The sequence below is a fragment of the Dolomitihabitans soli genome, assembly GCF_022213955.1.
In the GTDB taxonomy this organism is placed as follows: Bacteria; Actinomycetota; Actinomycetes; order Streptosporangiales; family Streptosporangiaceae; genus Streptosporangium_A; species Streptosporangium_A soli.
On record NZ_JAKNTW010000036.1, the window covers coordinates 24,992 to 45,720 of the forward strand.

17 protein-coding genes and 1 riboswitch are annotated in these 20,729 nt (G+C 70.0%); of the genes, 10 read left to right on the forward strand and 7 right to left on the reverse strand.

Going from position 1 to position 20,729, the window contains the following annotated elements:
- Positions 1-345: 345 nt before the first annotated feature.
- Positions 346-657, forward strand: a complete 312-nt coding sequence (locus MBA17_RS42235) for a DUF3263 domain-containing protein (RefSeq protein ID WP_238503551.1) — start codon at positions 346-348, stop codon at positions 655-657.
- Between the two features lie 21 nt (positions 658-678).
- Complete coding sequence (gene otsB / locus MBA17_RS42240) at positions 679-1,506, forward strand: trehalose-phosphatase (protein WP_238503552.1); 828 nt, start codon at positions 679-681, stop codon at positions 1,504-1,506.
- Positions 1,507-1,715: 209 nt separating this feature from the next.
- Here the strand turns inward: otsB and MBA17_RS42245 are convergent, their stop codons facing one another.
- Complete coding sequence (locus MBA17_RS42245) at positions 1,716-2,885, reverse strand: MFS transporter (protein WP_238503553.1); 1,170 nt, start codon at positions 2,883-2,885, stop codon at positions 1,716-1,718.
- Positions 2,886-2,924: 39 nt separating this feature from the next.
- The gene (locus MBA17_RS42250) at positions 2,925-4,352 is read right to left on the reverse strand and encodes an alpha,alpha-trehalose-phosphate synthase (UDP-forming) (protein WP_238503554.1); all 1,428 of its coding nucleotides are present in this window, start codon (positions 4,350-4,352) and stop codon (positions 2,925-2,927) included.
- A gap of 104 nt (positions 4,353-4,456) precedes the next feature.
- Here MBA17_RS42250 and MBA17_RS42255 point away from each other — a divergent pair, with 104 nt between their 5' ends.
- From MBA17_RS42255 to MBA17_RS42285, 7 genes are all read left to right on the forward strand, one after another.
- A complete protein-coding gene (locus MBA17_RS42255) occupies positions 4,457-5,017 on the forward strand; it encodes an RNA polymerase sigma factor (protein WP_238503555.1) in 561 nt (186 codons plus the stop codon).
- Positions 5,018-5,161: 144 nt separating this feature from the next.
- Positions 5,162-5,304: riboswitch (SAM riboswitch) on the forward strand.
- Between the two features lie 14 nt (positions 5,305-5,318).
- Entirely contained in the window at positions 5,319-6,584 is a 1,266-nt protein-coding gene (thrC, locus tag MBA17_RS42260; RefSeq protein WP_238503556.1) for a threonine synthase, read from the forward strand.
- A 35-nt stretch (positions 6,585-6,619) separates the two neighbouring features.
- Positions 6,620-6,898 (forward strand): MoaD/ThiS family protein, encoded by a 279-nt coding sequence (locus tag MBA17_RS42265; RefSeq protein ID WP_238503558.1) that lies wholly within the window; start codon positions 6,620-6,622, stop codon positions 6,896-6,898.
- Between the two features lie 1,943 nt (positions 6,899-8,841).
- Positions 8,842-9,042, forward strand: a complete 201-nt coding sequence (locus MBA17_RS42270; protein ID WP_238503559.1) for a cold-shock protein — start codon at positions 8,842-8,844, stop codon at positions 9,040-9,042.
- 383 nt (positions 9,043-9,425) lie between these two features.
- Positions 9,426-11,051 carry a chaperonin GroEL gene (gene groL, locus MBA17_RS42275; RefSeq protein WP_238503560.1) on the forward strand — a complete coding sequence of 542 codons (1,626 nt, stop codon included), beginning with the start codon at positions 9,426-9,428 and terminating at the stop codon, positions 11,049-11,051.
- 283 nt (positions 11,052-11,334) lie between these two features.
- Positions 11,335-12,087, forward strand: a complete 753-nt coding sequence (locus tag MBA17_RS42280) for a L,D-transpeptidase (protein WP_238503561.1) — start codon at positions 11,335-11,337, stop codon at positions 12,085-12,087.
- A 39-nt stretch (positions 12,088-12,126) separates the two neighbouring features.
- The gene (locus MBA17_RS42285) at positions 12,127-12,909 is read left to right on the forward strand and encodes a choice-of-anchor P family protein (RefSeq protein WP_238503562.1); all 783 of its coding nucleotides are present in this window, start codon (positions 12,127-12,129) and stop codon (positions 12,907-12,909) included.
- Positions 12,910-12,958: 49 nt separating this feature from the next.
- Here MBA17_RS42285 and MBA17_RS42290 read toward each other — a convergent pair whose 3' ends face one another.
- Together MBA17_RS42290 and MBA17_RS42295 are read right to left on the reverse strand one after the other, a co-directional pair.
- Positions 12,959-13,390, reverse strand: coding sequence for a GNAT family N-acetyltransferase (locus MBA17_RS42290; protein ID WP_238503563.1), 432 nt, complete (start codon positions 13,388-13,390; stop codon positions 12,959-12,961).
- A 196-nt stretch (positions 13,391-13,586) separates the two neighbouring features.
- On the reverse strand, positions 13,587-15,656 hold the full coding sequence (locus MBA17_RS42295; RefSeq protein WP_238503564.1) for a HelD family protein: 2,070 nt from the start codon (positions 15,654-15,656) through the stop codon (positions 13,587-13,589).
- Positions 15,657-15,759: 103 nt separating this feature from the next.
- Between MBA17_RS42295 and MBA17_RS42300 the strand changes: the two genes are divergently transcribed.
- Positions 15,760-16,083: a hypothetical protein gene (locus tag MBA17_RS42300; protein ID WP_238503565.1), complete on the forward strand. Its 324-nt coding sequence runs from the start codon at positions 15,760-15,762 to the stop codon at positions 16,081-16,083.
- A 201-nt stretch (positions 16,084-16,284) separates the two neighbouring features.
- On the opposite strand, the gene MBA17_RS42305 is transcribed toward MBA17_RS42300, so the two are convergent.
- From MBA17_RS42305 to MBA17_RS42315, 3 genes are all read right to left on the reverse strand, one after another.
- Positions 16,285-17,931 carry a DNA repair helicase XPB gene (locus MBA17_RS42305; protein WP_238503566.1) on the reverse strand — a complete coding sequence of 549 codons (1,647 nt, stop codon included), beginning with the start codon at positions 17,929-17,931 and terminating at the stop codon, positions 16,285-16,287.
- Positions 17,932-18,000: 69 nt separating this feature from the next.
- Positions 18,001-18,627, reverse strand: a complete 627-nt coding sequence (locus MBA17_RS42310) for a hypothetical protein (RefSeq protein ID WP_238503567.1) — start codon at positions 18,625-18,627, stop codon at positions 18,001-18,003.
- A 151-nt stretch (positions 18,628-18,778) separates the two neighbouring features.
- A complete protein-coding gene (locus MBA17_RS42315) occupies positions 18,779-20,293 on the reverse strand; it encodes a TROVE domain-containing protein (RefSeq protein WP_238503568.1) in 1,515 nt (504 codons plus the stop codon).
- Positions 20,294-20,729: the final 436 nt, after the last annotated feature.

Consider the following 20,729-nt stretch of genomic DNA (forward strand, 5'->3'; position numbering starts at 1 on the left):
CCGCATCTGCGGACGGCACGTGCTTCGGTCACGGCGGCCTCGCCAAACGGACGTGACCCGGCTCGCGGGTGAGGGGCAATCGGACACGGCACCCGCTCGTCCGCCGGTGCTGCGGGCTCATTCTGACATGCGGCCCGTCTTTCGTCCCGCGCTTCGGTAAACACGTCGATACGGACCGTAACGTGAGCTCTGGTCCGGCGGCCGTCCACCGAGGAGCCCGGGGGATCGATACCGGTGAGCGCAGGTCTTCGCATCCATCGTGAACACCCGCAAAATGGCGACTACGATGGCCACGGGCCGCGTGCGCGCGATGTGATCGTCGGGCGCCCGACCGAGGAGGAGATCATGGACACTGCACCGGTCAACGGTGACAGTGGCGCGTCGGAACCGTCCCCCCCACCCCCGGCCACGCTCACCGACCGGGATCGTGAGGTGCTCGCGTTCGAGCGCCAGTGGTGGCGCTACGCGGGAGCCAAGGAACAGGCCATCAAGGAGGCCTTCGGGTTCTCCACCACCCGTTACTACCAGTTGCTCGGCGAGCTCATCGAGCGTCCCGAGGCGCTCGCCCACGACCCGATGCTCGTCAAGCGGCTCCGCCGGCTGCGCGCCGCGAGGCAGCGCGAGCGGGCCGCGCGACGCTTCGGCATGCGCCCGTAACCCCGTGGGTATGGAGCGCGGATGACCACCGAGTTGCCACGTATGCGCACGGCCGCGGGTTCCGTCGGGCTCGACGCGATCATGGCGGATCCCGGCGGAGCCGTGATCGGGCTCGACTTCGACGGCACGCTGTCGCCGATCGTGCCCGACCCGGCCGCCGCCCGCGTCCACCCGCAGGCCCCCGCCGCGCTCGCCGAACTCGGCACGCTGGTCGGCACCGTCCTGGTCCTCACCGGCAGACCCGCCGCCACCGCGGTGGAGTACGGCGTCGGCGCGGGAGGCGTGGGCCTGGCCGACGTCCCCGGGCTCGTGGTGCTCGGGCAGTACGGCGTGGAGCGCTGGGAGGCGGGAAGGATCACCTCGCCGCCGCCGCCCCGGGGCGTCGACGCGGCGCGTTCGTCGTTGCCCAGGCTGCTGGCCGGACTCGGCGTGCCGGAGGCCGCGATCGAGGACAAGGGCCGCGCTCTGGCCGTGCACACGCGCAGGGCGAGCGATCCGGAGGCGACCTTCCACCGCCTCCGTGCGCCGCTGGCCGAGCTCGCGCACGATCACGGGCTGGTCGTCGAGCCGGGCCGGTTCGTGCTGGAGCTGCGTCCGCCGGGCATGGACAAGGGGCAGGCGCTCGCCGCGTTCCTGGCCGAGCGGTCCGCCCGTTCGGTCCTGTTCGCCGGTGACGACCTGGGCGACCTGGCCGCCTTCGAGGCGGTGCGGGCCTCCGGGCTGCCCGGGGTGACCGTGTGCAGCGGCTCGGCCGAGGTGACCGCGCTGGCCGAGCGGGCCGACCTCGTCGTGGACGGCCCCGACGGCGTGGTGGCGTTCCTCAGATCCCTGACCGCCGCCCTCCGCTGAGACCCGCCGGTCCCATCAGGTCGGCGAGCCGTTCGGCCGGGGGGAGTTCCGGGTCTCTGAAGGGAACCGGTTCCGTTGCCTCTCCGTTCAGGCGCGCCGCTCGGCCAGGCTCGCCGTTCTCCGCTGAGGCCCCTTTGGACGGCTCGTCGCCGCACGCCGTCCGTGCCGTCCTGCCGCACGCCGTCCTGCCGCACGCCGTCCGGGCAGTCCTAAGAGCCGGCGGCCGGTCCTGCCTGCCGTGAAGCGTTCAGGTGGCCCGCGCCCAGGACGCAGCCCACCGCCACCGCGATCAGCGCGGGCGTCAGCAGGAACGCGGTGTGCGTGCCGAAGCCGTCGGCCAGCGCGCCGAGGACGAAGGGGCCGAGGCCGCTCGCCGCGCCCGCCCACAGGGCGGCGATGCCCGCGCCCTCGTCGGGCCGCCCGCCCGAGGCGGCGATCACCCGGGTCAACGCCAGCGGGAAGTGCAGCGCCACCCCCAGCCCGCACACGACCAGCCCGGCGTACGACAGCACCGGATGGCTGCTCGACCAGAAGATCGCCCACCCGGCGGCGGCGACCACGAGCGCGCCCACCAGCAGCGGACCCGGAGCGACCCGCAGGGCCAGCCACACGCCCGCGAACCGCCCCGCCGCCAGCCCGACCGTGAACGCGGTCAGCGCCGTGGCCGCCACCGCGGCGTTCAGCCCGGTACGCTCCGCCACCAGCTCCGCGGCCCACAGGTTGAAGCCGAACTCCAGGGCCACACAGCAGAACAGCACCGCGCCCGCCAGGTAGAACCGCCACCCGAAGGGCACCCGCCTCGCGGCCTCCAGTACGGCCGGCCGCGGTGTGTGCGGCACCCAGACGCGACCCATGGCCAGTGCGAGCGCCACCGTCAGCACCGGCGTCAGCAGCAGCGCCGCCCGCCAGCCGAGCGCGCTGCCCGCGGCGGCGCTGAGCGCGAAGGAGGCGCCGATGCCGAGGATCACGCCCACCGCGTTTGCCTCGCTGAGCGCGGCGGGCCCCGCCGGGCCGTGATGGTCGTTGAGCACCGCCATCATCGTGTAGAGCGCCATCGTGCCGCACCCGCCGGCTATGCCGTACGCGGTGAGGGTGACGGGCAGGGCGTCGCTGAGGACGACCAGGAGGACGCCCAGGTTCATCCCGCCGAGCCCGAGCCAGGTCACGGTCCTGCGCCCGAATCTGGTGGTCAGCCGGGCCAGGGCGAGTGCGGTCAGGACTCCGCCGACCGCCATCGTGGTGCCGTGCAGCCCGGCCACCGTCTTGGAGACGCCCTGGTCGATCCTGAGCAGCGGGAGCGCCGCGCTCAGACCGTAGAGGTAGGTCGCGAACGTGCCCAGTTGGAGATAGATGAGCCAGGTCGCCCGATCACGAATCAATCGCACACGTTCGATGGCTCAACGGTAGGCAGTCTTCGATCACGTGTCCAGGGCTGTGAGCTGTTCGGAGAACCACGCGCTCGGGGGCAGGGCGGTCGCGGCGGCGCGGAGCCGTTCGGTCCTGCGCAGCCGTTCCTCCTCCGGCATCATCAGGGCCTCGTGCAGCGCGTCGGCGGTGCCGCACACGTCGTACGGATTGACCAGCAACGCGTCGGCCCCCAGCTCGGCCGCGGCGCCCGCCTCGCGGGAGAGCACCAGCGCGGAGCGCGGCGACAGGATCGGGCCCTCCTTGGCCACCAGGTTCATCCCGTCCCGGATCGGGTTGACCAGCAGCACGTCGGCCAGCCGGTAGGCGGCGAGCGAGCGCGGGTAGTCGTCGTGCACGTTGAGGATCAGCGGATCCCAGTCATCGGTGGCGAACTGGTCCTCGATCTCCTTCGCGCACCGCTGCACCGCCGCGGTGTACTCCCGGTACTCCGGCAGGTCGTGCCGCGAGGGGTAGGCGAACGCGAGGTGGACGACCCGGCCGTGCCACTCCGGGTGCGCGGCCAGGAACTCGCGGTAGGCCGTCAGCCCGCGCACGATGTTCTTGGACAGCTCGGTGCGGTCGATCCGGACGATCAGCTTGCTGTCGCCGACCTGCTCGCGCAGCGCGACCATGTGCGACTCCACGTCGGGCTCGCCGGCCCGCGCCCACAACGCCTCGCCGTCCACGCCCAGCGCGTGCACGCCGATCCTGGTCGTCCTCCCGTCATGGGTGACCGTACGGCCGGCGCGATCGACGTCGGCGCCCAGCACCACCTCGCAGCAGTCCATGAACGCCGAGGCCCACCGCTCGGTGAGGAACCCGGCGTGATCCGCGCCCAGGATGCCGGACAGCACCTCGACGGCCACCTCGTCGGGCAGCAGCGAGAAGTATTCCGGCGGGGCCCACGGCGTGTGCGAGAAGTGGGCGATGCGCAGGTCGGGACGTTCGCCGCGGAGCATCACGGGGGCGAGCGTCAGGTGGTAGTCCTGGATCATCACCCGCGCACCGGGCCCCGCCTCCTCGGCCAGCGCGAGCGCGAACGCGGCGTTGTAGGTCTGGTACGACTCCCACTCGCGGCGGAACCGGGTGTCGAACTGGGGGGCGGTCGGCGTGTTGTAGAGCAGGTGGTTGATGAACCACAGGGTCGAGTTGGCCACCGCGTTGTAGGCCCGGTGGAAGACCGCGGGCGGGATGTCGAGCATCCGCAGCGCGCCCGTGTCGTAGCCCGCGTGGTCGAGCCGCTCACCCGGCGCCAGCCGTACGGCGGAGCGGTCGCCGTCGGAGAGGGCGGCGCAGATCCACAGGATGTCCATCTCCTTGGCGACCTCCGACAGCCCGGAGACCAGGCCGCCGCCGCCCCTGCGCATGGTCAGGGCGCCGTCTTCGGACAGCGTGAAAGAGACGGGTCCTCGATTGGAGGCCACCAGGACTGCGTTCATCGATCGACCACCGTTCCCTCGCCGTGGGACGCTTGCCGGAAGGTTAACCAACCTTGACCCCCGACCATAGGATGTCTGAGACCTAACGCAGATGGGGATCCCGAATGGCGCTGGACGAGACGACTGAGGAACTGGCCCGCGACGCCGCGCAGGGAGATCACCGAGCGCTCGGCGAGTTGCTGCGCCGGATCGAGCCCGACGTGCTGCGGCACTGCGCGCGGATACTGCCTTATCACCAGGACGCCGAAGAGGCGTGCCAGGACACCCTGCTGGCGGTCGCGCGTAACATCGCCCGTTTCGAGGGCCGTGCCCGCTTCAGCACCTGGTTGCACATCGTGACCGCCAACTGCGCCCGCACGACCTACCGCACCCTCAAGCGGCGCGCCGCCGAGCAGAGCTCCGACGAGCTGCCCCTCCAGCGGCCCGACGCGCGCAGGGTGAGCGTGATCGCGGGCTCCCGGCTCGACCTGCTCGACGCGATGGAGTCGCTGGAGGCCGACAAACCCGACCTGGCCCAGGCCCTGGTGCTGCGCGACATCTGCCAGCTCGACTACGCCGAGGTGGCCGAGCAGCTCGGCATCCCGCTCGGCACCGCCAAGTCACGGATCCACCAGGCGCGCAAGTACGTCCAGACGGCTCTCGGCGACGCGTACGGGCTGGCCTGACGGACGTTCGCGACGGGTGAGCCGGCTCGGGGCGTCCGCCTGTTGACTACTCACATCTCGAAGAGTGAGACAGCAGGTCGGATACGCCGACGGGCAAGGTAGAGTCTCACTCAGCCCTGTCATTCGGGTTCACAACTGAATATTTGCTCATCCAGAGGGGTGGAGGGACCGGCCCTGCGAAGCCCCGGCAACCCTCCCGGTTCCGTGCTCGCGACCATGGCGAGGCCCGGCCGGGACAGGTGCCAATTCCGGCCCGTGATCAGGGTGGTCGCGGGCGAAGATGAGGGAAAGGCCTCGCTTCATGGCGCTCGCAACCGCAGCCAAGACAACCTCCACCGATTTCGGCCCCGCCGTCGCCCTGTCCTGCCGGGAGTGCGGCACCCGCTTCGACCTCGGTCCCAACTTCGCCTGTAGTGAGTGTTTCGGCCCACTGGAGATCGCCTACGAGTTCGCCCCGGTGACCCGGGAGAGCATCGCGGCGGGCCCCGCCAACATCTGGCGCTACCGGTCGCTGCTCCCCGTCCCGGCGAATGTGCTCGACAAGCCCAACATGGCGCCCGGCTGGACCAAGCTGGTCAAGGCCGACCGGCTCGCCCGTGAGCTGGGCCTGCGCTCCCTGCACGTGAAGGACGACTCCGGCAACCCCACGCACTCCTTCAAGGACCGCGTGGTGGCCATCGCCGTCGAGGCGGCCCGCAACTTCGGCTTCCACACCCTTTCGTGCTCCTCCACCGGCAACCTGGCGGGCGCGGTCACCGCCGCCGCCGCCCGCGCGGGGCTCGACGCCTGCGTCTTCATCCCGGCGAACCTCGAAGAAGCCAAGATCGTCATGGCCTCGGTGTTCGGTGGACAGGTGGTCGGCATCGACGGCAACTACGACGACGTCAGCCGGTTCTGCTCCGAGCTCATCGGTGATGAGATGGGCGAGAAGTGGGGATTCGTCAACGTCAACCTGCGGCCCTACTACGCGGAGGGTTCCAAGACCCTCGCCTACGAGATCGCCGAGCAGCTCGGCTGGCGGCTCCCCGACCAGATCGTCATCCCCATCGCGTCGGGCTCGCAGCTCACCAAGATCGACAAGGGCTTCGGTGAACTCATCAAGCTCGGTCTCGTCGAGGACAAGCCGTACAAGGTCTTCGGCGCCCAGGCCGCGGGATGCTCGCCGGTGTCCGCCGCCTACCGCGCGGGCCACGACGTGATCCAGCCGGTCAAGCCGGACACGATCGCCAAGTCGCTGGCGATCGGCAACCCGGCGGACGGCCCCTACGTCCTCGACATCGCCCGCCGTACCGGGGGCGCCGTCGAAGACGTCACCGACGCCCAGGTGGTCGACGCCATGCGGCTGCTGGCCCGCACGGAGGGCATCTTCGCGGAGACCGCGGGCGGCGTCGTCGTCGGGGTCCTGCGCAAGCTCGTCGAGAACGGCGTGCTCGACCCCGAGGCCGAGACCGTCGTCCTGAACACCGGAGACGGCCTCAAGACCCTCGACGCCGTCTCCGACGGGGCCAGGCCCACCGCGGTGATCCGCCCCACCCTCGACGACTTCCGCGCCGCCGTCGCCGGCTGACCGTCTGATTCCCAATAACGAAAGCGAGCTGGACAATGAGCGTTTCTGTGCGAATTCCGACGATTCTGCGCACGTACACCGGCGGCTCCGCCGATGTCAGTGGTGAAGGCGCGACGCTGCGTGAAGTCCTCCAGAAGCTCGACGCGGACTACCCCGGCATCGGCGCCAGGATCCTCGACGAAAGCGGCAAGCTCCGCCGTTTCGTCAACGTGTACGTCGGCGACGAGGACGTCCGTTTCGCGGAGGGCCTCGACACGGCGACCCCGTCGGGAGCCCAGATCTCCGTCATCCCCGCGGTGGCCGGCGGCGCGTAACCACGGGGGTCCACGCTCCTCCAGCGACGTCAACGACCGCCGCCCGTGTTGTGCGGCGGTCGTTGACGTCGGTGCTTGGTCCGTACGGCAGGCCCGGTCGGCCCTGCGCGCCGTTGGTGGTGCGGTCCGTGGGGTGCACGCTTCTCCAGCGGGGTCAGCGGACCGCCGCCCGTGTTGTGCGGCGGTCGTTGACGTCGGTGCTTGGTCCGTACGGCAGGCCCGGTCGGCGCCGCGCGCCGTAGGTGGTGCGGTCCGTGGGGTCCACGCTCCTCCAGCGCGTCAGCGGACCGCCGCCACGCCCGCCCGCCGGCCGTCTCCGCTGGTTCACACCCGCCGGTGGATTCGGGCGGGCGGGTCCTGACGCGCTGCTTCTCCGCGCCTTTGGCGCCCTCTCGCCATGCCCGCGTGCGCCCGCTGAACGCCCAATTGATCTCGACCCGCACCGCATGACGCGGCAGTGCCGCGCCAGGCGGTCTTCGGCGGTGGGGGACGCGTGCTGGGAAGCGGTTCTCGTGACGCGAAACAGTGCGGGCGGTTCTTGTCGGGCGTAGCGGTGGGAGCGGTTCCCGAGTGGCGTGGTGATGGGGCGTATCGGCGGGCGCCGGAATGGGGATGGCGCCGGGGATGCGCAAGCGCCCGGCATTTCGAGCCGGGTGACTTCGGTGACTAGTTTGTGAATCATCTGAGTGACACGGCGGCGACTGTGCGTTTGTGGGCTGCTGCTTCCGGCGCCAGGAAACGGTCTCCGCCGAGGACCGTTATTGCCTGACGATGCGTCCGAGTGTTGGCTGTCTGACTTACTGTCAGTGTCCTCTGATCGGACTGCGGATCCCAGTTCGATCATGTTTCGGTCGTATCGTTATACCTTTTATAGACTGCACTTTATTCCCTCCTTGGTTGAGATGATGTGTCTGGTGGAGGGGGCTTCGTGTGGAATGGGACGCTCCTTAAATGAGTGGGTCGGCCATTGGGTGGTTGGCGGGGATCGAGTGGGGGAATAAGGCGGCGTTCTGTTCTGGGCGCCGGGAGGCGAGCGGGTCACGCCGCCCTCTCGCGGCTGCCCGGAAAGGGGAGAACGCCACGCCAGGATTGCCCGGCGCCGATCCACGCGCGGCCGGAAAACGGGCCTGGCCGATTCCGCCCGGTCGCAGGCGGCGGAAGGCGAGCGGCGGTGGCGCGTCAGGGGTGCCGAGTGCGGATCCATGTACGTGTTCACCAGCGGAGACGGCCGGCGAGCGGGGCGGCGCTTCAGGGTTCGGCGGGCGCGGATCGATGCGCGGGTGTTTCACCAGCGGAGACGGCCGGCGGGCGGGGCGTGGCGGTGGTCCGCTGACGCCGCTGGAGGAGCGTGGACCCCACGGACCGCACCACCAACGGCGCGTGGCGCTGGCCTGGCGTGCCGTACGGGGGCCCAAGAGCCATACGAGGGCTGTAGGGGGTGTGCGCGCGGACCATAGGGGCCGCGCGCGGGCCTAGGAGGGCCTGTGGGGGCGCGGAGGTCGAGGGGGTGCTGTCGGTCTGCGGTCGTGGCTGTTCGTGCCGGTGTGCGGCCAGGTGCGGGGCGGGCGGCGATCTCGGGGAACCGGGGTCTTCGGCGGCGGGAGAGGGGGATCACGGGTGGGGCGTGACGGGGGCAATGGGGTGGGGGGTCATTCGTGTCATGGCTGAATGATGCAATTTTTAACGACCTATTCGCCGGAAGAAACTTCTTCTCTTCCTGCTATGAGCGAACGTGAAGAACGAGTTTGTCCCCTGACTCTGTTGCCAAATGGTCTCTCACAGGTATGGTCGAGGACGATCGACGTAGTTGAGTTGGCGTGCGGAGTTGACTCGGCACCTATCTGGGTGTTGCGAAAACTTCGAGTGCAATCTCGGCCTCAGAGATCGACGGGCCGGGCAGAGGAATGGGCACGGTCTTCAAGCCCAGTAAGAGGAGTCGGAAAGTGGCGCAGGGCACCGTCAAGTGGTTCAACGCGGACAAGGGCTACGGCTTCATCGCGGTAGACGGTGGTAAGGATGTGTTTGTCCATTACTCGGCTATCTTGATGGACGGCTACCGTGCGTTGGAGCAGGGGCAGCGTGTCGAATTCGAGATCACTCAGGGTCAGAAGGGCCCTCAGGCGGAGGCCGTCAGAGCCGTCTGAGCCGGGTGGCGGTCCGGTGGGCGTTCGGCGCCGGGTTCGCCAGGCTGACACTCCCGCCGGGGATCCGGGCAGATCACGCGGCAGCGCAGTCCGCGCGGATCTGCCGGATCCACCCGGCAGACTCGAAGGGCCTGGTCCGGGTCATGGATCGGGCCCTTCTCTCGTCCAGCACTCCCTGGTCAGCAGGGCTTGAGCTTGCACTCGGCAGGGTAGAGTGCTAAACAGTTCGTTGGCACTCTCATGTGGAGAGTGACAACCGGGTCGAGGCGATGGGGCCTGGCGATCCACGGCGACCGGTGTCGTGGGGAGGCGGGGTCCAGATGCCGTCGCGGGCGTCGGCTCGATCCGCTGCAAGCCACCCTGTATCTGGGAGGTCTAGCCGTATGGCAGCCAAGATGATCGCGTTTAACGAGGACGCCCGGCGCGGTCTCGAGCGCGGTATGAACCAGCTCGCCGACGCCGTCAAGGTGACCCTGGGTCCCAAGGGCCGCAACGTCGTGCTGGAGAAGAAGTGGGGCGCTCCCACGATCACCAACGATGGTGTGTCCATCGCCAAGGAGATCGAGCTCGAGGACCCGTGGGAGAAGATCGGCGCCGAGCTGGTCAAGGAAGTCGCCAAGAAGACGGACGACGTCGCGGGTGACGGCACCACCACCGCCACCGTGCTCGCCCAGGCGCTGGTACGCGAGGGCCTGCGCAACGTCGCCGCCGGCGCCAACCCGATGTCCCTGAAGAAGGGCATCGAGGCGGCCGTCGAGCGCGTCAGCGAGGAGCTCTCCAAGCTGGCGAAGGATGTGGAGACCAAGGAGCAGATCGCTTCCACGGCCTCCATCTCCGCCGGTGACGCCGAGATCGGCGCGCTCATCGCCGAGGCGATGGACAAGGTCGGCAAGGAAGGCGTCATCACCGTCGAGGAGAGCAACGCTTTCGGGCTTGAGCTTGAGCTCACCGAGGGCATGCGCTTCGACAAGGGATACACCTCCGGTTACTTCGTGACCGACCCCGACCGGATGGAGGCCGTCCTCGAGGACCCCTACATCCTGATCGTCAACTCCAAGATCTCGGCAAACAAGGACCTGCTGCCGCTGCTCGACAAGGTCGTGCAGTCCGGCAAGCCGCTTCTGATCATCGCTGAGGACGTCGACGCGGAGGCCCTGGCCACCCTGGTCGTCAACAAGATGCGCGGCCTGTTCCGCTCCGTGGCCGTCAAGGCTCCGGGCTTCGGCGACCGCCGCAAGGCCATGCTGGGCGACATCGCCATCCTCACCGGTGGCCAGCCCATCGCCGAAGAGGTCGGGCTCAAGCTGGAGACGGCCACCCTCGACCTGCTGGGCCGCGCCCGCAAGGTCGTGGTGACCAAGGACGAGACCACCATCGTCGACGGCGCCGGTGACGCCGAGCAGATCGCCGGTCGGGTCAGCCAGATCCGTGCCGAGATCGAGAACACCGACTCCGACTACGACCGCGAGAAGCTCCAGGAGCGCCTCGCCAAGCTGGCCGGCGGCGTCGCCGTCATCAAGGCCGGCGCGGCCACCGAGGTGGAGCTCAAGGAGCGCAAGCACCGCATCGAGGACGCCGTTCGCAACGCGAAGGCGGCCGTCGAGGAGGGCATCGTCCCCGGCGGTGGCGTGGCTCTGCTGCAGGCCGGCGCCAAGGCGTTCGACAAGCTCGAGCTCCAGGGTGACGAGGCCACCGGTGCCGCGATCGTGCGCAAGGCTCTTGAGGAGCCGCTGAAGCAGATCGCCGTCAACGCCGGCCTCGAGGGCGGCGTCGTGGTGGAGAAGGTCCGCAACCTGACCCCGGGTGAGGGCCTCAACGCCGCGACCGGCGAGTACGTCAACATGTTCGAGGCGGGTATTCTCGACCCGGCCAAGGTGACCCGCTCGGCGCTGCAGAACGCGGCGTCCATCGCGGCGCTGTTCCTCACCACCGAGGCCGTCATCGCCGAGAAGCCCGAGAAGAACGCTCCCGCTCCGGCCATGCCGGGCGGCGGCGAGATGGACTTCTGAGTTCGTCTGCTTCTCCAAGAAGGGGTGGTTCCCGTTCAGGGACCGCCCCTTCTTCGCGTCTGAGCACCCGTGAGCACCCGTGAGCACCCCGTGAGCACCCCGGGGTCGTTCCGGGAGCCCGCTGAGCGCGCCCCCGAAGGACGGCCAAGGGGTGCCATCGGCGAAGACCCCAACCCCATCGGGACGTAAACCTTGGGTCTGCACTGTCTCGGGCCGCCCTAGCGCCGAATGCCGTCTGGATAGCCTCCCCCGGAACACGTCAGCCATCCCGGGGAGCGAAGTCATGAGCGGTCGGGTCTCGTTTGCCCGGATCTCCGTCGTGGTCGCGCTCATTCTGCTCGCCACGGGCCTGGGCGTGACGCTTGCGATGGGGACGACCTTCCTGCCGCACGCGACCACGTTCGAGCGGCTGCAAGGGGTGCCACGCGACGCTCACCCGTTCGCTGAGGGAACGGGTGCGGTAGTCCACCCGACCTCATCCCGGGTGGTCTACGCACGGCCTGGCGGGTCGCCCATGGCGGTGTTGCCCAGTACCCAGCTGGGCAACCCCACCTGGGTCCCGGTCGTGGAGACCGCGCCGGGATGGGTCAGGGTCCTGCTTCCGTCGCGTCCCAACCGCGCCACGGGCTGGATCTCGGGGACTGGGGGCGGGCTACAGGTCGCGCGCACTCCCTATCTGATCAAGGTCGAGAGAGCAGCCCGCCGCCTGACCATCTTCAGATCCGGACGGGTCATCGGGCGGTGGACCGTCGCCGTGGGAGCTCCCACGACGCCTACGCCGCTCGGGCGGACCTTTCTGCTCGCCGCGCTCTCCAAGACCGGCCAGGGCTTCGGCTCGGTGGTCCTCCCGACGGGGACGCACTCGAAGTCGCTGGATACGTACGGCGGCGGGCCGGGGACTGTCGCGTTCCACGGCTGGCCGGACAAGACGGTGTTCGGCAAGGCCGTCAGCCACGGGTGCGTGCGTGCACCGGACAGCGCGCTGAGCGCTCTGTCACGGGTACCGCTCGGCACCCTCGTCATCATCACGCGCTAGGGACCAATCACCTAGCCCGTTCAACTCAGGGGGAAATGCATGGGTCTCAGAAGGCACGTCATCGGGGCATCGGCTCTCGTACTGGGCGCCTCCGTGGCGCTGGTCGGGGTCGCCTCCACCTCGCAGGCGAGCACCGAGACGCCCGGTTCCGCCTTCGGCCTCGCCGCAGACGGGCCGGTGGCCATCAAGCCGGTGCCGGCCGTGGTCTCGCCCGGCGGGCAGCTGGCTCGCAGGAGCCTGATCGAGCAGCCGGAGAACGCGATCATCGTCGCCAAGGCCCTGTCGGTCGCGGCGGACTCCCAGCACTCGCAGGCCAGCGCGGCCGATGTGCGGACGCTGAAGGACGAGATCTCGGCGGGCGCCATCTCGGCGCGCTGCGAGGGCGGCCAGGGTGTCTCCCGGATCGCCAACGCCAGGGTCGCGGGTCGTCCGATCGAGTCGAAGCCGGCGCCCAACACCACGGTTCCCGTCACCCTCGAGAAGGTGGGAACCGCGTCGGTGACGTTCAACAAGCAGGTCCGCGGGGCCGATGGCCGCCTGGCGGTCACCGGCATGGCGATCACCGTGCCGACGCCCGGCGGTAAGACCCAAACGATCGACGTCGCCAAGGCGATGTGTGGCACCGCTGACAACGGCGACACCAGCTCGATCGACGGCGGCGTCGACCACGGCGACATCGGCTCGATCGACGGCGACACCCGCTCGACCGACGGCGTCGTCGACGACGGCGATGACATCTCCACCGCGGTGCGCGATGACAAGGTCACGAAGGAGGCCCCCGCGCCCGTTCCGGCCGAGGTGAACCTTCCGGTCGCGGGCTGATCGCTGCCGACGAGAGGAACATCGGAACGGCTGCGTTCCGATGTTCCGATCAGCTCGTCATGGGCTTGACCCACCGCCCCCACTCCGGTTGCCGCGTGTAACCCGCGGCGCCCCAGGCGTGGTGGGCGAGAACGTTCTCCTGCAGCACCATGGCATCGGCCCGGAACGCGCCGAGGCGTGCGAACCGCTTCTCCGCGACGCCGAGCAACGTCGTGCCGATCCCCTTGCGCCGATGCCCGGGATGGACGGCGAGGCGATAGAGATGCGCCCGCCAGCCGTCCCATCCCGCGATGAGAGTCCCGACCATGTCCCCGTCGAGTTCGGCGATCAGCAACGCCTCGGGGTCACGCTCGATCAGCGCCAGCACCTTGTCGGGCGAATCATGTCGATCCGTCCCCTCCGCCGCGTCCAGCCAGAACTCCATCACCCTGGCCACATCCGCGTGCCCGCCGTACCGGACCTGCACTCCGAACTCACCCATGGCAGAAAGCTAGCAGTGTGCACCAATTGTTCGCTTTTGCTCTGTTCATGGGGATTTCGCGGAGGATCTGGTTGGTAGGGCCGACGAGTTCTGCCCCAGCCGTACGCCTGAAGCTCGGTTCGAGCGGGGTGTGACTGTGGGCCGGCCCTCCGAGCCGGGTGCTCGGAGGGCTTTCGCCTGGGTCAGGTGAACTGGGTCAGGTGAGCTGGGCCGGGAGGGCTCTGGTGTGCAGGACGGTCAGGGTGGTCACGGCTCGGGTGAGGGTCACGTAGAGGCGGGCGAGGCCGCGGGGTTCGGCTTCGACGATGTCGGTGGGTTCGACGACGATGACGTGGTCGTATTCGAGGCCCTTGGCGAGGGTGGCGGGGATGACCAGGAGACGGCGGTCGCCGGTGGAGTCGGGGCCCAGCACGCCGTGGTCGACGTCGGTGAGGGCGGCCGACACGGCGGGGACGGCGGCGTCGGGCACGATGACGCCGATGGAGCCCTGCCGGGCCAGGATCTCGCCGACCGCGGTGGCGAGGGCGGCCGGGAGGTCGGTGGCGTGCCGTACCGAGAGGGAGCCCGCGCCGGGGCGGAGCGAGCGCGGGGCGGCGAGGTCGGGGGCCACCGAGGGGAGCAGGCGCGCGGCGTAGTCGAGGACCTCGCGGGGCACCCGGAAGCCCAGGGTCAGCTCGGTCACCTCGCCGGACGGCTGCCCGAGGTGTTCGAGCACGTCGGTCCAGGAGCGGGTGGACCAGGGAGTGGTCCCCTGGGCGAGATCGCCGAGCACGGTGGCCGAGCCCGTACGGCAGCGCCTGCCGAGCGCGCGGAGCTGCATGGCGGAGAGGTCCTGGGCCTCGTCCACGACCAGGTGACCGATGGACGGCGTGCGCTCGATCAGGTCGCCCAGCTCGTCGAGCAGGGCCGCGTCGGCGGGTGACCAGACGGCCGACTTCCAGGAGCGGGCCGGCTTGGTCCACGGCAGCAGCTCGCGCTCCTCGGGCGTGAGGTCGGACCTGGCGGCGGCGGCGAGGAACTCGGGCTCGGACAGCAGGCGGAACAGCACCTGTTCGGGGACCAGCTTCGGCCAGACCGCCTCGACGAGCTGCTTGACGGGCTTGGACCTGGCCACGGCGTCCTGTACCCGGTCGTCGGGTGACTCGCCGCGCTGCTCCATCCGGACCAGGACGGCATGGGCCAGCCGCTGGGCGAGGGAGGCGCGGCCGGGGCCGTACCTGGTGGTGCCGCGCAGCGAGGCCACGATCTCGCGGACCTCGTAGTCGGGCACCCGGTGGCGGAAGGAGCCCTTCGCGAACAGCAGGCCCTCGGTGGGTTTGACGATGTGCGCCCACAGGGCCCGCTTCAGCACGGCGGCCATCCGGGCGTCGCCCTTGAGCGTGGCGACCGCGGGGTCCTCGTCGGCGGCGTGCGGGCCGAGGATGCCGGCGATCGTCGTCTGGCCGACCTTGATCTCGCCCAGTGCGGGCAGGACCGAGGAGATGTAGGAGAGGAAGGCCCGGTTGGGTCCGACGATCATCACGCCGGCGCGATGCAGCTTCTCGCGGTGGGTGAAGAGCAGGTAGGCGGCCCGGTGCAGGCCGACGGCGGTCTTCCCGGTGCCGGGGGCGCCCTGCACGCACACGGTCTGGCCGAGCGCGGCGCGCACGATCTCGTCCTGGTCGGGCTGGATGGTGGCGACGATGTCGCGCATCGGGCCGGTGCGGGGACGTTCGATCTCGTCTGTGAGGATCTTGGAGGCGTGCAGGGTGCCGCCCTGGTCGAGCGGTTCGTCCTCGAAGGCGGTCAGGTCGCCGCCGTGGTAGCCGAAGCGGCGGCGGAGCGCGACGTCCATCGGTTCGGACGGGCTGGCCTGGTAGAACGCCCGGGAGACCGGAGCCCGCCAGTCGATCACCAGGGCACGGCTGTGGGTGTCGTGGACGTGCCTGCGGCCGACGTAGACGGTGCCGGGCAGGTCGTCGCGGACCGACCGGTCGAGGCGGCCGAAGAACAGCGGGGTGTCCGGGTGATCGGCGAGCGCGGCGACCCGCGTGTCGAGCAGGCCCTGCAGGATCTGCTGGGAGACCCAGTCGCCGGCGGCGTCGGCGGAGAGCGACTGGGCGTGCTCCCGCATGGCGGTCAGGGCCGCGCGCGAGGTGGCGAGGTGGGCGCGCTCCCCGGCGAGCACCTGCTCCGGGTCATCGGCCGGGTGGTCGGTTGAATGGTCGGCTGGGTCGGGGGCTGGTTCGCCCTCCTGTATATCGGGGGAGAGCTGGTGTGCGGGCATGCGAGGACGGCTCCTGTTCTCTGGCCGGGGAATGGCGAATCAACCAGCCTAGCCCAGAGCCGGAGAATGCATCCAACGGATAAAAGGCGGGTACCCCAAGGGGGTGACTCGTGCCCGCGTCGTTGTCTCCCCCTTCATTCCCTTCGTGGCGGTGTTGCTGCTCGCCGCGCTGTGGGGTTTCTCGGTGTTCGCCGGATGGGGTCTGGCGGCGTTCTGCGCCGACGGGGAACTCGCGCGGGACTGTACGGCCAGGCTGCGGTCGGTCTCCACCTTCTCGGGGGTGTTCGCCGTGGTCGGGGCCTGTTGCACGGCGGTGGCCTGGGTGCGGCCGACGCGGCGGTGGTCCATGCCGTTCATGATCGCCGCGGTCGTCGCCTGGGTGCTGGCGGAAGCCGTATTGTTCGTCGGCGGAATGCTCGTCAGGTAACCATTCCTGCACCCTCCGTCAAAGTCCCGAAATTTCGTGAGAAAATCGGGCATTCCTCGTGAATAGCGCCGATCATGGGGGTATGCCGCAGTTGGCCAGCATGGGGCCGAGCTAGGGGGTGGTTGGATTGTCCAGCGACCGGAGGAACCGCGGAATCTCCTGGACCTGACCGCGATGACGTGTTCGGCGCGCGGATGAGCGTTATTCGCCGGCGAGCACGTCGTCAGCGTCAATGATCTGGTAGGCGTACCCCTGTTCGGCCAGGAACCGCTGGCGGTGCGCCGCGAAGTCCTGGTCCACCGTGTCCCTGCTGACCACCGAGTAGAACCGCGCGCCCCCGCCGCCCGTCTTCGGCCGGAGCACCCTGCCCAGCCGCTGCGCCTCCTCCTGGCGTGACCCGAAGGTGCCCGAGACCTGGATCGCCACCGACGCCTCCGGCAGGTCGATGGAGAAGTTCGCCACCTTGGAGACGACCAGCACCTGGATCTCCTTGTCGCGGAACGCCTGGTAGAGCCGCTCCCGCTCGCGCACCCGCGTCTCACCCTTGATCACCGGCGCGTTCAGGTGCTCGGCCAGCTCGTCGAGCTGGTCGATGTACTGTCCGATCACCAGCACCTGGTCGCCCAGATGCCGTTTGACCAGCGCCTCGGTGACCCGCGTCTTCGACGGGGTGGTCGCGCAGAACCGGTAGCGCTCCTCGGACTCCGCCATCGCGTAGGTCAGCCGCTCATCGTCGGTCAGCGTCACCCGGACCTCCACGCAGTCGGCGGGCGCGATCCAGCCCTGGTTCTCCATCTCCTTCCAGGGCGAGTCGTAGCGCTTGGGGCCGATCAGCGAGAACACGTCGCCCTCGCGGCCGTCCTCGCGCACCAGGGTGGCGGTGAGCCCGACGCGGCGCCGGGCCTGGAGGTCGGCGGTCATCCGGAAGATCGGCGCGGGCAGCAGGTGCACCTCGTCGTAGATGACCAGGCCCCAGTCGCGCGCGTCGAACAACTCCAGGTGCCGGTAGACGCCCTGCCGCCGGGTGGTCATCACCTGGTAGGTGGCGATGGTGACCGGCCGGATCTCCTTCTTCGCGCCGGTGTACTCGCCGATCTCGTCCTCGGTCAGCGAGGTGCGCTTGATCAGCTCCTGCTTCCACTGGTGGGCGCTCACCGTGTTGGTCACCAGGATCAGCGTGGTGGCCTGGGCGTGCGCCATGGCGGCGGCCCCCACGATCGTCTTCCCCGCGCCACAGGGCAGCACCACGACGCCGGAACCGCCGTACCAGAAGGAGTCGGCCGCCTCGCGCTGGTAGGGCCGCAGGGTCCAGCCGTCCTGGTCGAGCTCGATCGCGTGGTGCTCGCCGTCGACGTAACCCGCCAGGTCCTCGGCCGGCCAGCCCAGCTTGAGCAGCGCCTGCTTCAGGGTGCCGCGCTCGGAGGCGTGGACGGCCACCGAGTCGGCGCCCAGCCGTTCGCCGAGCAGCGGCTGGATCTTCTTGGAGCGGAGCACCTCCTCCAGCACCGCGCGGTCCGTGCTGGTCAGGACGAGCCCGTTGACCGGGTCCTTCTCCAGCCGGAGTCTGCCGTACCGCGCCATGGTCTCGGCGATGTCGACCAGCAGCGCGTGCGGGACCGGATAGCGGCTGTGGCCGATGAGCGCGTCGACCACCTGCTCGGCGTCATGGCCCGCGGCTCGCGCGTTCCACAGGGCGAGCGGGGTGATCCGATAGGTGTGCACGTGTTCGGGAGCGCGTTCCAGCTCGGCGAACGGCGCGATCGCCTTGCGGCACTCGTCGGCCGCGGCATGGTCGACCTCCAGCAGCAAGGTCTTGTCCGACTGAACGATCAGCGGGCCGTCGGTCACAGATGTCTCCCCGGTATCGGTACTGCTACCGCCTATCCAACAAGACTCTGAGCTGGTTCAATCCCCGAATCAGTCGAACGCGCCGTTGACTCCTGCGATCACGAACGCGACGATGCCCACGATGACCAGCGCGAAGTTGATGCCGATGGCGATCCAGGCCCACTTGAGCAGGTTGCTCGCCCGCCGCGGCTCGATGTCGGCCTTGCTGAGCGCGATGCCCGACAACACCGCTCCGGCGAGGCCGCCCGGGGTGATGTAACAGCTCATCGCCAGCACGATGCTGATCACCAGGGCCACGATGGCGTGCGTGCGCGGCCCCTCGGTGCCCGGACGCGGCGGCTGGCCGTATCCGTAGCCGTAGGGGGCCTGCCCGTAGGGGTTCTGCTGGCCGTAGAGCGGGTCCTGGTAGCCCTGGGGCGGCTGGGTGGGCGGGCCGTACCCGCCGTCCTTTGGTCCGTAGCCCGGCTGGGCGTAAGCCGGCTGGCCGTAACCAGGCTGGCCGTAGCCCGGCTGACTGTAGCCGGGCTGGCTGGGCTGGCCGTACGAAGGCTGGCCGTACGAAGGCTGCTCGTAGCCCTGCTGCCCGTAGCCCTGCTGGCCTTGTCCCTCGGGACCAGAGGGGTAGGGCGGCTGGTCGGCGTCTCTGGGGGCCTGCCAGTCGTCGGGGTTCCGCGGGTCCTCGGGGTGACTGCTCACTATCGAATCTTTCACTCTCTGTCGTACCGGTGGTCAACAGATACCACGATATTGGGCTCGCCGAGCAGGCCCTACAGGGTTCGACCCCCGGAACGGGCCCACGCGGAGGGCCGTGGGCCTCTCCGCGTGGGCCCGTCCGTGGGGGCCCGTCTCAGAACGGCCAGTCGCCGGACCGGCCGGACTCGATCAGCGGGATCATCGCGAACGCGCCGTCGGACAGCCCGCCGAAGGTGTGCCGGCCGGGCCCGTCCGCCCCGTGCCCGTGCTCGTAGCCGCCGAGGTTCCAGGTGTAGACCGGCACCGACGCGGGGACCGCCGCCGTCGGCCGCTCGCCGCGCCGCCCCGGCCAGGTCTGCTCGTCGGTGACGATGACGACCCGGTCGTGGCCGCCATACCACTGGCGTACGGCGTGCGCGGTGTTCGTGCCGCCCAGGTTGCCGAACCGGCCGACCACCTTGAGCACGGACTCCCCGGCGGCGAACCGCACGTGCGCGCTCACCGTGCCGAACTGGATCAGATCGGCGCTCGCGCACCGCAGCGCCAGCGCCGCCCCGAACACCGCCGCCGCGTCGGCGCGGGTCAGCTTCGACCTGGCCGACATCGTCGAGAACATCGAACCGGAGCGATCCACCAGCACCAGCGTGCGCCCCGGCAGCCGCGGCACGTTGCCCAGCGACAGCCCGAGCGCCCGCTCCAGCGCCCCGGCCCAGCGACCCGAGGGAGCCGCCCGGCAGGCCGCGAGGAACCGCATGGGCAGCACCCGGGAGCCGCCGACCCGGACAGGGTCGGCCAGCCCCGCGGCCACCTCCGCGGCGACGTCGTCGGGCAGCCCCGCCTCGTCGAGGTTGCGCAGGTTGCGCAGCCTGGCCAGGTAACCCATCGACGGCAGGATCGTCCGCCACGCCTGCCCGTCCATCGGCCCCTGGAGCCAGCCCGCCAGCGCCTCCCACGTCATGCCCGCCGTACGCAGCCGGTCCGCGGCGTCGGGACGGCCGAGCAGGGCACGCCGCTCCGCGACCGGCAGCGCGAGCAACTCGGCACGCCGGCGCAGCGTGGCCAGCGACGCCGGGACCTCGGCGCCGCCGTGCCGGCGGTCGATGGCGTGCCTGAACAGGTCGCCCTGCTCGGGTGTGCCCGGTGCGGGGTGGGTCAGCTCCAGCACGTCGGCGAAGCGGAAGGCCCGGCCCGGCGCGTCGTACTTGGCCAGTGACCGCTCGTCGTAGAGCCGCCTGACCGCGTCCGCGACACCTCTCTTGACCGGCTGGGGGAGGGCGCGCCCGTAGCGTCCGATCCAGTAGGCGAGCAGCTCACCGGGTTCGTCGGCACGACGCAGCGCCAGGTCGATCACCTGCCGGTTGCCGCCGGCGAGACCGGCCTGGGTCCGCGCCCTGACCATCTCCGCCGCCGCCACGACGCTCGCCGAGCGCAGGTGGGCGCCCCGCCGCAGCCAGGCGACCAGGCGGGCCAGCCATTCGGCGTCGGTGACGGCCAGCCCGTGGACCAGCTCGCGGAAGCGGTCGTCGCGGTCGGCGGCGGCCTCGTAGAAGGTGTCCTCGCCGACCATGTTCGAGACTGCGAGAAGAAACAACTCGGTTCGCGGATCCCGCTTGAACCCGGTCGCCCCCTCGAACGTCCGGGGCCTGTTGGAAACGTTGAACCTGGACATGACGAAAACACCACCTCTCTTCGAATAATGAAACGCGCCCGAGATCGGACAATGGGGCTGCGGTGAATAGTCCGGTGCTCTTCCTGGCTGAGCTACGGCTTGCGCCGGAGGGATTCGAACCCTCGGCATCCGGATCCGAAGTAACCGCCGCCCGCGCATCGGGCGCGTGGCAGGTGAGGCCCTCCCGAGGTCAGGCCGACGAAGGCGTCAGGTGTCCTGGGCCGCTGGACGACACCCGCGTGACGTGGAGCGGGTGACGGGATTCGAACCCGCGTCTCCCCAGTAAGAGGAAGTAGCCCTCGCCTGCGCACCGGGAGGGGGTGCGTCAGCTGAGACGGGGCCGCGATCCGGCGCGGCTGTCCTCGTATTCCGGCAACCGCATCGCACCCTCCGTCTCCTTGTTTGCCATTCGTTCCTGGAATTACTGTGCCGCATT

Excerpts from the sequence above, each read along its gene's own strand:
- MBA17_RS42295 (WP_238503564.1), bottom strand. The coding sequence starts at position 15,656 with ATGCCCGCACACCAGCTCTCCCCCGATATACAGGAGGGCGAACCAGCC.
- MBA17_RS42265 (WP_238503558.1), top strand. The coding sequence starts at position 6,620 with ATGAGCGTTTCTGTGCGAATTCCGACGATTCTGCGCACGTACACCGGC.
- MBA17_RS42255 (WP_238503555.1), top strand. The coding sequence starts at position 4,457 with ATGGCGCTGGACGAGACGACTGAGGAACTGGCCCGCGACGCCGCGCAG.
- MBA17_RS42250 (WP_238503554.1), bottom strand. The coding sequence starts at position 4,352 with ATGAACGCAGTCCTGGTGGCCTCCAATCGAGGACCCGTCTCTTTCACG.
- MBA17_RS42315 (WP_238503568.1), bottom strand. The coding sequence starts at position 20,293 with ATGTCCAGGTTCAACGTTTCCAACAGGCCCCGGACGTTCGAGGGGGCG.
- MBA17_RS42285 (WP_238503562.1), top strand. The coding sequence starts at position 12,127 with ATGGGTCTCAGAAGGCACGTCATCGGGGCATCGGCTCTCGTACTGGGC.
- otsB (WP_238503552.1), top strand. The coding sequence starts at position 679 with ATGACCACCGAGTTGCCACGTATGCGCACGGCCGCGGGTTCCGTCGGG.
- MBA17_RS42280 (WP_238503561.1), top strand. The coding sequence starts at position 11,335 with ATGAGCGGTCGGGTCTCGTTTGCCCGGATCTCCGTCGTGGTCGCGCTC.
- thrC (WP_238503556.1), top strand. The coding sequence starts at position 5,319 with ATGGCGCTCGCAACCGCAGCCAAGACAACCTCCACCGATTTCGGCCCC.
- groL (WP_238503560.1), top strand. The coding sequence starts at position 9,426 with ATGGCAGCCAAGATGATCGCGTTTAACGAGGACGCCCGGCGCGGTCTC.
- MBA17_RS42235 (WP_238503551.1), top strand. The coding sequence starts at position 346 with ATGGACACTGCACCGGTCAACGGTGACAGTGGCGCGTCGGAACCGTCC.
- MBA17_RS42290 (WP_238503563.1), bottom strand. The coding sequence starts at position 13,390 with ATGGGTGAGTTCGGAGTGCAGGTCCGGTACGGCGGGCACGCGGATGTG.